This window comes from Bordetella muralis, from assembly GCF_965139205.1.
Classification (GTDB): Bacteria; Pseudomonadota; Gammaproteobacteria; order Burkholderiales; family Burkholderiaceae_B; genus Bordetella_A; species Bordetella_A muralis.
The window spans coordinates 116,595-130,272 of record NZ_CBCSIU010000007.1 but is presented as its reverse complement, the minus strand read 5'-3'; the positions used below and the strand labels follow the sequence as shown (position 1 = coordinate 130,272).

Below are 13,678 nucleotides of genomic sequence, written 5' to 3'. Positions count from 1 at the left end.
GCCGGTCCGCATCAATCGCTTTTTGTCCTTCCCTTTCTGACAGCAAAGTACACCCCATGAACGCACACGCAGCAGACGCACGGCGGTCCTTTCTCAAAACCGGCCTGGCACTGGCTTTGGCGCCGGCAATGACTGTGCCAGCCATGCAATCCGCCCGGGCGGCCGCCTATCCTGCGGGCCCGGTCACGATGATGGTTCCGTATCCTGCTGGCGGCCCTAGCGACGTCAGCGCCCGTATCTTGTCAGGCCCTATTGGCGAGGCGCTAAAGACTCCGGTTGTGGTCGAGAATCTGGGCGGCGCCACCGGTACCATCGCCGCCTCGAAAGTGTTGAATGCCAACGCCGACGGCAACTATTTTTTCCAGGGTACGCAGAACGAACTGATCATTCCCCCGCTGACCAACCGTCTGGTGCGATACCAGCCCGATGCGTTCGAAAACCTGCAGCCGATCACCATCACTCACCTGGTGCTGCTGGTGCGTGCCGATCTGCCTGTCAACACGACAGAAGAGTTTCTGAAACTAGCCGGGTCCCGCGACGCGGCAAATTCGCTGACCTATGGAACGGTCGGCGTAGGCTCGCTCTATCATTTGGTCACCGAGTATCTGGGCAAACTCACCAATGTGCCATTTACGCACATTCCGTACAAAGGCACTGCGCCGGTCGTGCAGGATCTCGTGGGTAAACAGATCGACTTCACCATCATGCCGTTTCAGGCCTCCATGCTGGAAATGGTGAACACTGGCCGTTTCAAGGCGCTGGCAGTGTTGTCCAAAGACAAACCTGCGGTATTGGCAAAGGTGCCCAGTATCACCGAGATCCCCAAGCTCGCTCAGTTTGAATATGCCAGTTATGCAGGCTATTTCGTCAAGAAAGGTACGCCCGCAGCGATCAAGGAAACGCTGAATCGCGCCATAGGCCAGGCATTACAGGATCCGGCCGTCATCGCCAAGCTGGAGGCCGACGGCCGCAACGTATCCAAATCGATGACATTGGAGCAGGCCCAGGCGGCATATACCGATGAGATCAAGAAGTACAAAGAGATGATCCGGGTTACGGGTTACGTGCAGGCGGACTGAGCTGCCTATCTCGGCGAGGGACAAGGGGCGCCGGATACCCAACGCGGGGCATGCGACAATCTCGTCACCGCCTCCTGCTCCTTGCTCATGCCCGATTCGACTTCACCCGCCTCCTCCACCGCCGTCCGCGTCGCCATCATCGGCGGTGGTCCCGCCGGTTTGATGGCGGCTGAGACGCTCGCGCGCCACGGCATATTGGCCGACGTTTACGACAGCATGCCGTCTGTCGGACGGAAATTCCTGCTGGCTGGCCGTGGCGGATTGAATCTGACGCATAGCGAGCCATCGGAACGCTTCAATCAGCGTTTTGGCAGCCGCAGTTCGGCCGTGGCCACCTGGCTGCATCGCCTGGACGCACAGGCGTTACGTGAATGGGCGCACGGGTTGGGAGTCGAGACATTTGTCGGCACATCTGGCCGCGTGTTTCCGCTCGAAATGAAGGCCGCTCCGCTGTTGCGGGCCTGGCTGTCACGACTGCGCGCCGCAGGGGTGCGTTTTCACATGCGGCACCATTGGAACGGCTGGACAGAGGGCGAGACACCTGCCCCTCAGAGGCTGCACTTTACAACCCCGCATGGCTCATTGACGGTGCATGCCGACGCTGCAATCCTGGCACTTGGTGGCGCCAGCTGGGCTCGCCTGGGCTCGGACGGCAGTTGGGTTGCAGGCCTGCAGGAACACCACATAGACGTCGCCCCGCTGCGCCCGGCCAATTGCGGTTTTGAGGCGGATTGGAGCGCACACCTGCGCGAACGCTATGCAGGAATGCCCCTCAAATCCATCGCCATGGCGCTCGATCGCGATGGAGAGCCCGGCACATGGCGACGTGGCGAATTCATGCTGACCGAATCGGGCATCGAAGGCAGCCTGGTCTATGCCCTGTCAGCTGGATTGCGAGACGCGATTGATGCACAGGGCTCAACATTCGCCTGGGTCGATTTACTGCCCGACCTCTCTGCCGACAAAGTCGTCGCGCAAGTTTCACATTCTCGTGGCGCGCGCTCCATGGCCAGTCATTTGCAAAGCCGGCTTGGACTGAAAGGCGTCAAGACAGCACTGCTGCGCGAATGCACAGCGGCACAAGATTGGCACGATATGGCATTGCTGGCACGCCGTATCAAGGCACTACCTCTGCGACTATTGCGCACGCGGCCGATCGATGAAGCCATTAGCAGCGCAGGTGGTGTGCGGCTGGAGGCTACCGACGACACACTGATGCTCAGACACGCGCCTGGCATCTTTTGCGCCGGAGAAATGCTCGACTGGGAAGCCCCGACGGGCGGTTATCTGTTGACGGCAAGCATGGCCAGCGGTGCAGTCGCGGCCGACGGTGTGCATGCGCGTCTTGTGCCTGGAAACTCGATAGATTGAGATCCCATCCATGAAAATTTTCGACAGCAACACCACTGCAGAACGCCTTTCATTCGATGCACTGATCCCAGCCATTCGGCAGATGTTCATCGAGACCTGCGTAGTCCCGCGCCGGCATATCCATACCATTAATGAACGCGAGCGCACCACCGATACGCTATTGATCATGCCTGCATGGCAAGACGGCAAATATCTCGGCATCAAACATGTGACGATCTTTCCGGAAAACGCCAAACAAGGCAAACCTGGTTTGTTTTCCACCTATACCCTGTTTGACGCCACTAACGGCCAGCCCCTGGCCATCATCGATGGCGATCAGATCACCGTACGGCGCACTGCGGCGGCCTCGGCATTAGCGGCATCCTATCTCGCACGCGAGGACGCCACCGACATGCTCATCGTGGGCGCCGGCAACGTTGCCCGGGCACTTGCACCGGCCTATGCGGCGATACGCCCCATCAGGAAAGTCTCGGTGTGGAATATCAATGCCGAAAAAGCTGATAGCCTCGCACAGCAGCTTTGCGCCGCAGGTTTTGACGCGCGTAGCGTCACCGATCTGCGCCACGCAGTCGAACAGGCCGATATTGTTTCCTGCGCGACGCTATCGCGTGCGCCGCTGATTCAGCGAGCCTGGCTACAACCCGGAACACACCTGGATCTCATTGGCAGTTTTCAACCCGCCATGCGTGAAACAGACGACGAGACGTTCGCCGACACATCCGTGTTCATCGACACCACCGAGGCGCTGGAAAAATCGGGAGACTTGCTTTCCCCTATTCAGAACGGCCGGTTCTACGCCGCCGACGTGCAAGCCACGCTCGAAGACTTGTGCAATGGCGTTCATCAGGGACGTAGGTCTGCGGACGAAATTACGGTGTACAAAGCCGTCGGAACGGCGTCTGAAGATCTGGCTTCGGCCATTCTGGTTTATCAGGCTGGCTGATCGCCAGGCACGCCTGCTTACAGATTCTATTGACGACTCATTCGTAGAGTCGGCACGGCGAGAGCAGAAAATAAGACGGCGCAGCTCGGTCAAGCTGCGCCGTCGGCAATACCACACCTCGATCAGGCAGGCATGCCGCCTGCCTTGTTGCTGCACGCTATCGAGGCCGCAATACCAGCGTGTCACCTAGTTCACTCTCAACCTTCTGACGGCTGAACGCCATGGGAATATATTTCCCTGTCGCCCAGCCCTCCAGCAGATTCCGGTAATACGGACTGCGCGGATCAGCAGACTGTCCCGGCATATTCTGGATGCGCGAGTTATCCCAGTTGCCTACGTCGATCACCTGCCGGTACGACGCGCCGCTGATCTGCCGGAAATCCGACTTGCGGAATGTCGCGCGATGCACCGTATCGTTGTCCCCGCTGACCGGATACCGAGGCGTGCCATAGGCTTTGGCAGTGTCGGGCGGCAGCAGGCCGGCGAGGCTGTGCTCGAACTGGATATGGTGCAGGCGGCCCCATTCCCATTGCCTGGAATCGGTACCCAGCGCTGCAGTCAGCTTGCGCATGCCATCGCCCAGCGCGGCCAGCAGCAACGCTGCCCGGCCTTGCTCGGGCCGCGGACCGAAGGCCGCATCGGGCGTCGCCAGTTTTTCCAGCACCTTGATCGTCGCCAACTGACCGAACACCTTGCTGCCCTGCGGCGGCACGTACAACTCGGAGACCCGCTTGACCACCTCTGGCAGCCAGAACTCATACACGGTGGCGGCTTCGGAATCGACTTCGGTACGGTAGTCCCAGTCCTTCAACAAACGCAGCGCCTCGCCAACCACAGGATCGGTAGAGTTCAATGCTTTTGCATAGCCCGTCAATGTGCGTGCCGGCAGCGACAGATTGTCGAACTGCAAATGTTGCGAAGTCTCCAGACTCAGTCCCTTTGCGTCGGCCAGAACCTCTCGGATCCGCTTGACCCGGAACGGCTCCGCCCAGGCGCGCCCGGACATGTCCTTGTACGGATAGTCATAAGGCAGGTTGTATTCGTTGGCCGTAGCGATGTAGCCCTCGGGCGGGTTGAACGCTTTAGGCAGCGAACGCGTCGGCAGGAAACCGTTCCACTCGTAATCGCCATTGCCCGGCACCGGCAGCATGCCGGACCAGTCCTTGCGTGGGCGGATCGGCGCGATGCTGCCGCCAAACCAGCCGATGTTGCCGTCCACGTCGGCATACACCATGTTTTCGCTGGGCGTGTAGTGCCGCTCCATACCGGCGACGAATTCCTGCCAGTTTTGGGCTTGATTCAGGCGCAGACTGGCGAGATATGCCGCGGTGCCCGGAAACTCCAGATAGGCCGCGCGCAGCGCGTAAGCTTTATGAGCCACCCGATCTTCGTGAATGATGGGCCCATGCCGTGTGAACTTCAACTGCCGTGTCGCGGCCGCCTGGCCTCGTACCGGAATCGATTCGTCCAGCGACCGCATGGTTTCCCAGCCGCCGCGATAACGGTACTGATCGGGATTCGCGGGATTCGTGTCATACACGTAGAGGTCCTCTTCGTCGGCAAAGGCGAAGATGGTCAGGCCGAATGCGATACGGTCGTTATGCCCCATCGATACACCCGGCAAGGCAGGCTCACCTGCACCAATGACATTCCAGCCTGGCGCATTCAGATGCACCATGTAGCGCAGCGATGGCATCGCGATCGCACGATGCGGATCGCCCGCCAAGATCGGTCGGCCTGTGGCGGTGCGCTGACCAGAGATGGTCCAGTTGTTGCTCTCGTAACGTGGAGCCATCGGATCAAAGGCCGGGTCCAGCGAGGCCAGCATATTGGCCGACAGGCTGCGCGCAAGCTCCTCGCGCTCGGCCGCAGCCAAGGGGCTGCGAGGGAAATCGCCCGCCTCGAATTTCTGACCCTTTCGAGCCAGGTTGTAGTCGGCCAGAATGTTTTCATTGATCTGATTTACGTTCAATCCAGCCGGCACTTGCAAAGCAATAGGCGGCTCATAGACGCCCAGGTCTTGCACAGTATTCACCCCCATTGCCGCGACCTGCTGCGCCAGCTTGACCTCGCTAGTGACATTACGAGTCAGTCCATAAATGCGGATCAGAGAGGTCTGCGGGCTCCAGTAGCCAGGCAGGGTACCCGTCAGTTTGAATTCGGGCGGCAGTTGTTCCGGGTTGGCTTTCACCCAGTCGACGTAGGCGTTGATACCATCGGCAAAGGCCGTCAGGATCGCCTGTCCTTCGGGGTGATAGCTGGCGAACTCCGCCTGCAGATTGCCGCGGTACAAAAACAGGCGAGCTGCCCGGTCTTGCTCGACGAAACGCGGGCCAAACTGCTCGGCCATTTTGCCTTCGCCCTGCCGGCGCCACAGATCCAGTTGCCACAAACGGTCTCGCGCCGCGTTGAACCCCTGGGCAAAGAACAGATCGTGTTGATTCTGGGCGTAAATGTGCGACACGCCGTGCTGGTCGCGCAGGATTTCTACCGGCTGCGTCAATCCCGGCATATCGATGGTGGCATGTTTGTCCCCACCCGGCCCCGCGCAGCCTGCCAGCAATGCCACGGCGCCACATGCCAGCCATGCGGCGATCTTGCGATTGAACGTACGCATATCTCTCCTCCTCCCTGTTGACCTGCTGGCGCCGTCGCACCTGTCCCGGCGCATTGCCAATAATGTAAACAGATGGCAGAGAAATATTGTTGTATTTCGTGAATTTTTTCAATCAACGTAACAATGCTGCATAAAAAGCGGACCTATGGACGAGGACATCGAGGTCTATCAGCGCTCTTGGGAAGCTTTTATTACGTATCTGCACAGAAAGATTTACCGACGGTTCGTTGCCGTTCGAGACTCGACGTGCACCCAGACGGAGTCAAAATTCAAATCACGGTAGCCACCGCGGGCACGATAGTTGCGGTGCACCGAGCCCACACACCGTTTGGAGAACTCACATGAAGCGTGAATTACTTGCCCGGGTTGCAGCGATAACCGTCATAGGCGCCATGGCTGGCGGCGCATATGCCCAAAGCATGCCCAATACGGGTGTGCCGTCTAGCAGTTCGCCGTCCACAACGCCGAATGATGGAACGGCAGTGCCGCCCAACGCACCCGTGCCTCCCGGCCAGATCCCGCCGGCGGGCCAAACCAATCCGGCGCAAGGTGGCCAGGGATATGCCGGTGACCGCTATGCAATGCCCTCCGGCGCAGGTGGCGACTCGTGCGTCCCGGGCAGCCAAACCGGCCTGCAGCTAGACCATAACTATGTCCCCAATCGCCAAGAGACCGCCATCAACGAAGTGAGGACCTCTGACATGTGCGGCAACAGATAAGTTTGCTTGCAGATCAGCGGCACCCTGCGGGTGCCGCTTTTTATGTCGACAGGTCTAGCAGCGAGTTACTGACGATAGTCAGTCGACAACAATGTCGTATCCGCGCGGCACACTACAGGCTCTGACACCAAGGAGCCAGCCATGCAGTCGAACAGACTGCTGTTGACAGTGGCTCAGAAATAGTCACAGATTTTGTTCGGCTGCCAAGGTAAATATCTTGGCCCAGCGGTGCGCTTGCTTGTGATCATGCATGGGGATTTCCCAGTCGCCTTGAGCGTTGTGGTCCAGATGCAAGGCCAGCATCCAACTCCCCGCGCGCTTCAATGCGTGTGCGCTTGCAATGTCGGTGAAAATAAATTGCGCCCTGCTTCCCTCGACCGTCAATGAGCCTCGCTTGGCCTTGGCGTCGAGGTGAATCTCGCCCCAGGATTCCTTGAGCGACACGATACGTTTGCCATCGACGGTTTTACCGTGAATCGTGCGATATCGATGAACGAAAGCAGCGATCACTGCGACGATTACGACCACCGCCAATAAATCGGCGCCGACACCCGCCAGCCAGCCGAACCTCGCAGCAGTGACCATGTACAGCGCAACAGCGCCATAGATAAGGGCTGCGAGCACGATGAAGGCTAGAACAATGGGCATTGTGCGTTCCTATGGAAATCCGCAGATCGTCGTCCTCGCTACAAACTGAGCCAGCGGCGGCAGCCACGATCCTTGCGTAATCGATAACAGGTCTCGAACACGGAACGGCCGCGGCGCAATTGCCCCAATCAGCACAAATAAAGCTCAGTCCAACGGCCTCGGCAGCGGCACATTGAGCTCTCCCCCCAACTTTGCCAGGCTATCCCAAATCGCAGGGGCAAACTCGATCTGGTGCTTATTCCGCGCGCGATTCGTGGCCTCGTATTCACCCGGATACTGTACCGCGTCCACGCCCGGTTGCGGCTTGCACGCGTGCAGATAGTCGATAAAGGCGCTGACCTCTTGAATGCGCCAATCCGTCTGAAAACCCACGCGAGCATCGAGCAGCAGCGCGAACATATTGTTCATCGCTGCGCCTTCGCGCGGACGGGCCGGTTGTATGGTGCCGCCACCCGACAGTACGCCTGCCAACAGCTCAGCCACCAGACCCATCGCATAGCCTTTGTGCCCGCCAAAGGGCAACAACGCCCCGGGAGGATCGGTAAACAACGCATTAGGATCCGTAGTCGGATTCCCCTGCGCATCGATTAGCGATCCCTCCGGTGCCTGCTGGCCATTTGCCGCCAAAACGCGCGCCTTGTTCACGGCAATCGAACTCGTCGCCATATCCACCAGAAAAGGCGGCCGGCCATCTGGCAGCGGGCCGGCAAAGCACAAAGGATTCGTCGTCATGCAAGCCTGCGCTCCGCCGAATGGCGCAACCGTAGGCGCGCGGTTGATCACGTTGGTAAACGCCAGCAGGATAAAGCCGTCATGCGCCGCCATTTCACCGTAGAAACCCATGCGGCCCAGATGATGGCTATTGCGCAGCGTCACAATGCATTGACCATGTTCGCGTGTGCGTTGTAAGGCCTGCTGCATGATCACCTTGCCCACATGCTGTCCCAGGCCTTGATTGCCTTCGAACGCCAGCATGGGCCCATGGTCGTACATCACCGTGGGACGCGCCGAGCCATTGGCCAGGCCCTTTTCCAATACCTTGCGGTAATTCGGCAGAATCGACAGGCCATGGCTGGTATAGCCAACACGGTCTGACTCCACCAGATGCTCGGCCACATTGGCGGCAATGTCATCCGGAATGCCTTGCGCCACCAACAGCGCGGTGCCATAAACGATGGCGTCTTCGATATGTATCTTCATCGCAGCACCCTTACATCCAGCCCAGCCAGCGCCAGTACGTTGCAGCCATCACCAACATCAGCCCGAAACCCACAATCGTGATGCCAATACCCACCTTGGCAAATTGCTTGGCGGTAAAGGTTTCCGTGCCCATGCAGACCATATTCTGCGGTGCGTTGATGGGCAGCATGAAACCGTAGCTCACCACGAAGCCCAGCAACATCGTCATGCCCAGGCGATTGAAATCGCCTGGCAAGGTTTGCAGCACCGAGATCAAAATCGGCAGCATGGCGGACGTCAACGCCGTCGCACTGGCGAAACCCAAGTGAATCAGAATCAGGAAAGCGCCCAGAATGGCAAAGATACCCACCGGCCCGACTTTATCCAGACCAGTATTAGTCACCACCTGAGACCCCAGCCATTGGCCAGCCTGCGTCGTCAAGAGTGCAGTACCTAGGCTGATGCCGACCCCGAACACGATCACCGTACCCCATGGAATACGCGACTGTACGTCTTTCCATGTCATAACGCCGATGCGCGGCAGCATCAACAACACCAACCCAAAATACGTCGTCGACGTCGTATCGAAATGATGCAGTTTCCCTTCTGTTGACCAGGAAAGCAGCAGCAGGACCGATACGATCATCAGCCGTTTTTGCGGGCCCGTCATCGGGCCGAGGTCACGCAGCGATTGCTCGACGGCTTCCTTGCCGCCTTGGACCGCATCGGTCTCGGGCGGCAACAGCTTCAACACGAGGACCACGAGGAACGCCGACATGATGATGGCCCACGGCGCACCGGCCACCAGCCAATCAGACCAGGCCACACGCTGGCCCAGCATCTTGTCCATGAAGCCCACCGTCAGCAGGTTCTGCGCAGCAGCAGTTTGAATACCAACGTTCCAGATACTGGTCGCCTGCGCCACGATGATCATGATGCCGGCGGCGATATGCGAGCGTTTTTCCACGCCGAACGCAGCGATGACACCCATCATGATCGGCACCACGCAAGCACTGCGCGCCGTCGCGGACGGCACCACCAGGCTGAGCACAATCGTGACCGCAATCGCGCCCATCATGATGCGGCGCGTGCTGGTGCCGACCTTGGACAAGGTGACCAGTGCGATCCGCTTATCCAGGCCCGTGAACGTCATGGCGGCAGCGATGAACAACGCGCCAGCCACCAGGGCGAGCGCAGAATTTGAAAACCCGGTCAACGCCATCGTGATGGCCCGGGACGTACCGTATACGACGCTGGGGTCCTGCACTGTCGGAGCGGTACCCAACAAAAACGCCATCAAGGTGGTAATCATGATGGCGCTGGCTTCGTACGACACGGCTTCGGTGATCCATACCACCACGGCGAATACCAGGATGGCCAACATGCGATGCCCCGCAACGGGCAGCGCGTCAGGCATCGGCATAAACAGGACGACGAGCATGGCAATGACACCGGCGATCAAGCCAATGGGGATTTTTGCTTTGCTGGGGGGACTGGCGGGTGGGGCCGCAGGTGAGGCGGGTTTAACGGGAACAGCGACAGGCTCAGACATGCCTTTCTCCGGTAACCAAAATGGGGCATCGAATGCAACCGGAGCCGTTCGCGGGCAGCGCCGCGAATAACAATAGGTCGCAGGCAACGCAGGAATATTCTATAACAATGTAACGACGGAATAAGAAACAATCCCTCAGCTTCGCACGCGATTATTGCGAAATATCAATACCGATCCACGTCATCAATTCCCCTCGTAATAACCGCCGTCGATCACGAACGGTGGCGCTCTCCCCCCTGTCCTATTCGCTCATTTTTGGCCGAGACAAGTCCATCTATGCGCGAAAGTTTCGGGCATTCTTGGCTTACGCTAGTACCGACACGCAGTACGGACGGAAACCACAGTGCAACCACACCTGATCAAAAAACCCTACCACCCTGTGGTCCTCGATATATTGCAAAGGCATCGGGCCCGTGCGGTCCTGGATGCGCCATGCGGCCATGGTTGGCTGGGGCACGAATTCGCCCGGCGTCAGCCGGATTTGCAGATCGACGGTTTGGGGTTATGGGAATATCCCGTGGAGGTACCTGTCTATGGGATGGTCCGCGAGCAGGATCTGGACGAGCCCTTGCCCAAGCTGCCCCGCGAATACGATGCGGTAGTTTGCTGCGAAGCCATTCATTTGCTCACCAACCCAGGATCCGCCCTGAAAGGCTTTCGCGATGTGCTGCGGCCCGGCGGCAAATTGATTGTCACCACGCCGAACACATGGCATGTCAGATCGCGAGGCCAGTTCTTCTTGCGAGGATTTCACTCAGGGTTCAGCCCGATGTATGGCAAAAAGCGGGGCGACTACATCACGCATTTTCCATTTTCATTTCCTCAACTGCACCTCGTGCTCACCACTTCAGGATTTCGGCAAATTGAACTGCACGAGGTCGACGAGCCGAAGCCAAAGCGGCACGTCGAACGCCTATTGGGATGGCCGGGGGAAACCTACTGCCGCCGCAAGGCCGCTCACGCAGCAGATGCCGACGAAGCCCGCTATTGGGAACAGGCAGGCAGCCCGCAATCGATGTACGGGCGCTGGCTCGTGGTGAGCGCCGAGCGGTAACGAAGCCATATCCAGCGTGAGGCGCTGGGATCGACTCCGTCTACCACGACAGTGGTAATCCCAGGTTCGGTGCGGTGTTTCGTTTGCGGCGCAGGCGCAGAGTCTCGTTCTCAAGATCCGTTAAGCGGCGTCAAACGTCACATATAGAATAAATTTGTCAAAAAATAAAATATAGCGCTTGCACAAGTATCTGTTGTAATCAGCGCCTAATGATTGTTTCAATTGGTTATACCCTATCCTAGGCAAGCCCCACGCCAAAACTCGTGTAATAACCCCGGCGACGTGGACGCTGACGCCACATCACTGCCGCTAATAAAGGCGCAATCAAATAATGGCGAATTTTTTCTTCGATCTGAAGGTTTCCGACGCGACGGTCGATCAGACCAATGCAGACCCGGGTACCAACAGTGCCGCCGTGCTCCCCGGGTCGCAGACACTGAGCGTCGACGGCGTGGACCTGACAGTGTCGGTCCCGCTGTTTATGTTTCCGACGACGGGCGCGACAGTGATCGTGACCAACGGCGCAACCCTGGACACGCCAGACTTGTTGTTCGCTACCACCGGTGCTGATCAGATACCGGGCAAGCTGCTGATCGATGGGACCTCCTCGGCTACGGTGAATCAGTTTACGGGTCCTGTACCTAATGGCGGTACCGTAAAGCTGAACGTGGAGTTCGGTGGCGATGGAGATGGCAGTTTCACTTATGTGAGTTCCGGCATCACAAGCCCTATCATGATAAATGGCATGAGCGCGGGCGATTCTATTCATGTGCCCAACGCCACCTTTATGCAGTTCAACTACGATCCTACATCCGAGACGGGTACAGTCCATTTCGTAAGCGGCGCCTTGCCGGTAACGATGTCGATCCAGGGCATGCCGGCGAGCGTAGGAAACGTCATTGCCGCCGATCCGCAAAGCTACTTCACCAACGGCGATTTTGTGATGCCGGTCTGCTTTCTAAAAGGCACGCGTTTACGTACGCCACGCGGAGACGTCGCTATCGAAGCATTGCAGGCCGGCGATCAAGTCTGGGGCCAATCCGGATGGCGCACCGTGAAATGGATCGGCTGGCGCAAGTACCGTGTCGCGCTGCTGCGCACCGACGATGAGCGCGCAGCAACATTGCCCATCCGCATTCGCCAGCACGCCTTCGCCGCGAGTATGCCGGATGCCGATCTGCTGGTGTCACCTTGGCACCATTTATGGCTAGACGGCGTGCTGGTACGCGCCAGGTGTCTCATCAATGGCCGCACCATCGTGCAAGAGCCACGCACGGAATGGGTGGAGTATTACCACGTGGAATTGGATCAGTTCGACGTAGTGATCGCACATGGCGTGTATTCTGAATCGTGGGCTGATGGCGGGAACCGTGATTTTTTCCAGAACGTGGCTGTTTCCGAACTACGGCCGCAAGATCGCAAACGTCGTCGTGCTGATCGTCCCGGTTTTGCGGTGTTGCGCGACCCCGTTGCGGAAGCAGCTCTGCGCGAAAAATATGCCGCTCGTGCGATGAGCCTGCCGAGTGTCGAAGCTCCTATCGCTGTTGCCAACGGATAAGCACAAGGGGCGGTCTTTACGTCGTGTATGACTGCACACTTTGCAATTCTTGAGTTGGTCGCATTCCTGAGCCGCATGTAAGGTTGAGCCCTGAGCTATCAGTTCACGCTCATGCTGCACACATCAGGAGATGGCGATGGAGTCTTTCTACCATCAAACAGTTAAACCTTTATCAGAATCCGAATTACGCGCTCGACGCGCTGTCGCTGCCGGACGGCAGCTGATCAATCCCGCCCCCGCTCCGAGTCAGGCGACATCCGCCGAACACGAACTACGGGAATACATGCAGGAATTGGAATTGCGGCTCACGAGCAGAGTCCCAGGGAAAATTTGAAAGCGCGGCGCTCCGCGCTTGCTCTCGATCGGCCGCCTACGGGCGGTTTTCTTTTGGCCGGCTGCCGGCAAGCATGTTCCAAACAAAAAAGGACGGATCGGTTAACCCGTCCGTCCCTGTCTGTCACTACCTAATGCTTGCTAATTTGGTGGAGCCGGGGGGAATTGAACCCCCGTCCGCAAGCCCTCCGCAACCAGTTCTACATGCGTAGTCGACCTATTTAGTTTTAACCATGGACTTAGCCGATCGACAGGCCGGACCAAGGCGATTCACGTAATTTAAGCCTGAACCGTGTGACCCCAGTGCAGACCGATTCCTTGTAAAGGACGCTGCTGCGATTCGGGGTTGCCCCCTAGGAAGTTGCCTTCCCTCGCCTGACCCAAGGACAGATCAGTGCAGCGGCTCACCGCTTAAGCGGCGAGAGCGAAACGCTCTTCGTTTGCGTTTAAAGTGTTCCAGTGGTTTTACGAGCTTACTGGTGCTCGGCATGCCCTGAGTTGTTTCGCGACCCACGTCGAATCCGGATCGGCCCCAAGATTCTCTATTGTACTCCAATTGGGCCAGATAAAGCACCCACGCTCCCCTCCTGCGGGACAGGCAGAGCCACTCCCCCGCTCGCTTCTC

At 58.4% G+C, this 13,678-nt stretch carries 10 protein-coding genes and 1 other RNA gene; 6 read left to right on the top strand and 5 right to left on the bottom strand.

All coding sequences use genetic code 11. The features are described 5' to 3' along the window. The first annotated feature begins 56 nt into the window (after positions 1–56). The 3 genes from ACNA0I_RS12660 to lhpI all read left to right on the top strand — a co-directional run bounded on the left by ACNA0I_RS12660 (position 57) and on the right by lhpI (position 3,393). Positions 57–1,079 carry a Bug family tripartite tricarboxylate transporter substrate binding protein gene (locus tag ACNA0I_RS12660; protein WP_415806358.1) on the top strand — a complete coding sequence of 341 codons (1,023 nt, stop codon included), beginning with the start codon at positions 57–59 and terminating at the stop codon, positions 1,077–1,079. A gap of 87 nt (positions 1,080–1,166) precedes the next feature. Continuing rightward, positions 1,167–2,450, top strand: a complete 1,284-nt coding sequence (locus ACNA0I_RS12655) for a TIGR03862 family flavoprotein (protein ID WP_415806357.1) — start codon at positions 1,167–1,169, stop codon at positions 2,448–2,450. Between the two features lie 10 nt (positions 2,451–2,460). Further along, complete coding sequence (gene lhpI, locus ACNA0I_RS12650) at positions 2,461–3,393, top strand: bifunctional Delta(1)-pyrroline-2-carboxylate/Delta(1)-piperideine-2-carboxylate reductase (RefSeq protein WP_415806356.1); 933 nt, start codon at positions 2,461–2,463, stop codon at positions 3,391–3,393. 157 nt (positions 3,394–3,550) lie between these two features. Here lhpI and ACNA0I_RS12645 read toward each other — a convergent pair whose 3' ends face one another. Then, positions 3,551–6,010: a penicillin acylase family protein gene (locus ACNA0I_RS12645; protein WP_415806355.1), complete on the bottom strand. Its 2,460-nt coding sequence runs from the start codon at positions 6,008–6,010 to the stop codon at positions 3,551–3,553. Between the two features lie 341 nt (positions 6,011–6,351). Between ACNA0I_RS12645 and ACNA0I_RS12640 the strand changes: the two genes are divergently transcribed. Beyond that, the gene (locus ACNA0I_RS12640) at positions 6,352–6,729 is read left to right on the top strand and encodes a hypothetical protein (protein WP_415806354.1); all 378 of its coding nucleotides are present in this window, start codon (positions 6,352–6,354) and stop codon (positions 6,727–6,729) included. Positions 6,730–6,912: 183 nt separating this feature from the next. Here ACNA0I_RS12640 and ACNA0I_RS12635 read toward each other — a convergent pair whose 3' ends face one another. The 3 genes from ACNA0I_RS12635 to ACNA0I_RS12625 all read right to left on the bottom strand — a co-directional run bounded on the left by ACNA0I_RS12635 (position 6,913) and on the right by ACNA0I_RS12625 (position 10,108). Then, the gene (locus tag ACNA0I_RS12635) at positions 6,913–7,377 is read right to left on the bottom strand and encodes a hypothetical protein (protein WP_415806353.1); all 465 of its coding nucleotides are present in this window, start codon (positions 7,375–7,377) and stop codon (positions 6,913–6,915) included. Between the two features lie 144 nt (positions 7,378–7,521). Beyond that, positions 7,522–8,577: an Ldh family oxidoreductase gene (locus ACNA0I_RS12630; protein WP_415806352.1), complete on the bottom strand. Its 1,056-nt coding sequence runs from the start codon at positions 8,575–8,577 to the stop codon at positions 7,522–7,524. A gap of 10 nt (positions 8,578–8,587) precedes the next feature. Next, complete coding sequence (locus ACNA0I_RS12625) at positions 8,588–10,108, bottom strand: DASS family sodium-coupled anion symporter (RefSeq protein WP_415806351.1); 1,521 nt, start codon at positions 10,106–10,108, stop codon at positions 8,588–8,590. A gap of 343 nt (positions 10,109–10,451) precedes the next feature. On the opposite strand from ACNA0I_RS12625, the gene ACNA0I_RS12620 reads away from it, so the two are divergent. Together ACNA0I_RS12620 and ACNA0I_RS12615 are read left to right on the top strand one after the other, a co-directional pair. After that, the gene (locus tag ACNA0I_RS12620; RefSeq protein ID WP_415806350.1) at positions 10,452–11,162 is read left to right on the top strand and encodes a class I SAM-dependent methyltransferase; all 711 of its coding nucleotides are present in this window, start codon (positions 10,452–10,454) and stop codon (positions 11,160–11,162) included. A gap of 331 nt (positions 11,163–11,493) precedes the next feature. Next, positions 11,494–12,720 (top strand): Hint domain-containing protein, encoded by a 1,227-nt coding sequence (locus ACNA0I_RS12615; RefSeq protein ID WP_415806349.1) that lies wholly within the window; start codon positions 11,494–11,496, stop codon positions 12,718–12,720. A 480-nt stretch (positions 12,721–13,200) separates the two neighbouring features. On the opposite strand, the gene ssrA is transcribed toward ACNA0I_RS12615, so the two are convergent. Then, positions 13,201–13,587, bottom strand: a transfer-messenger RNA (tmRNA) gene (ssrA, locus tag ACNA0I_RS12610). Between the last annotated feature and the right edge of the window lie 91 nt (positions 13,588–13,678).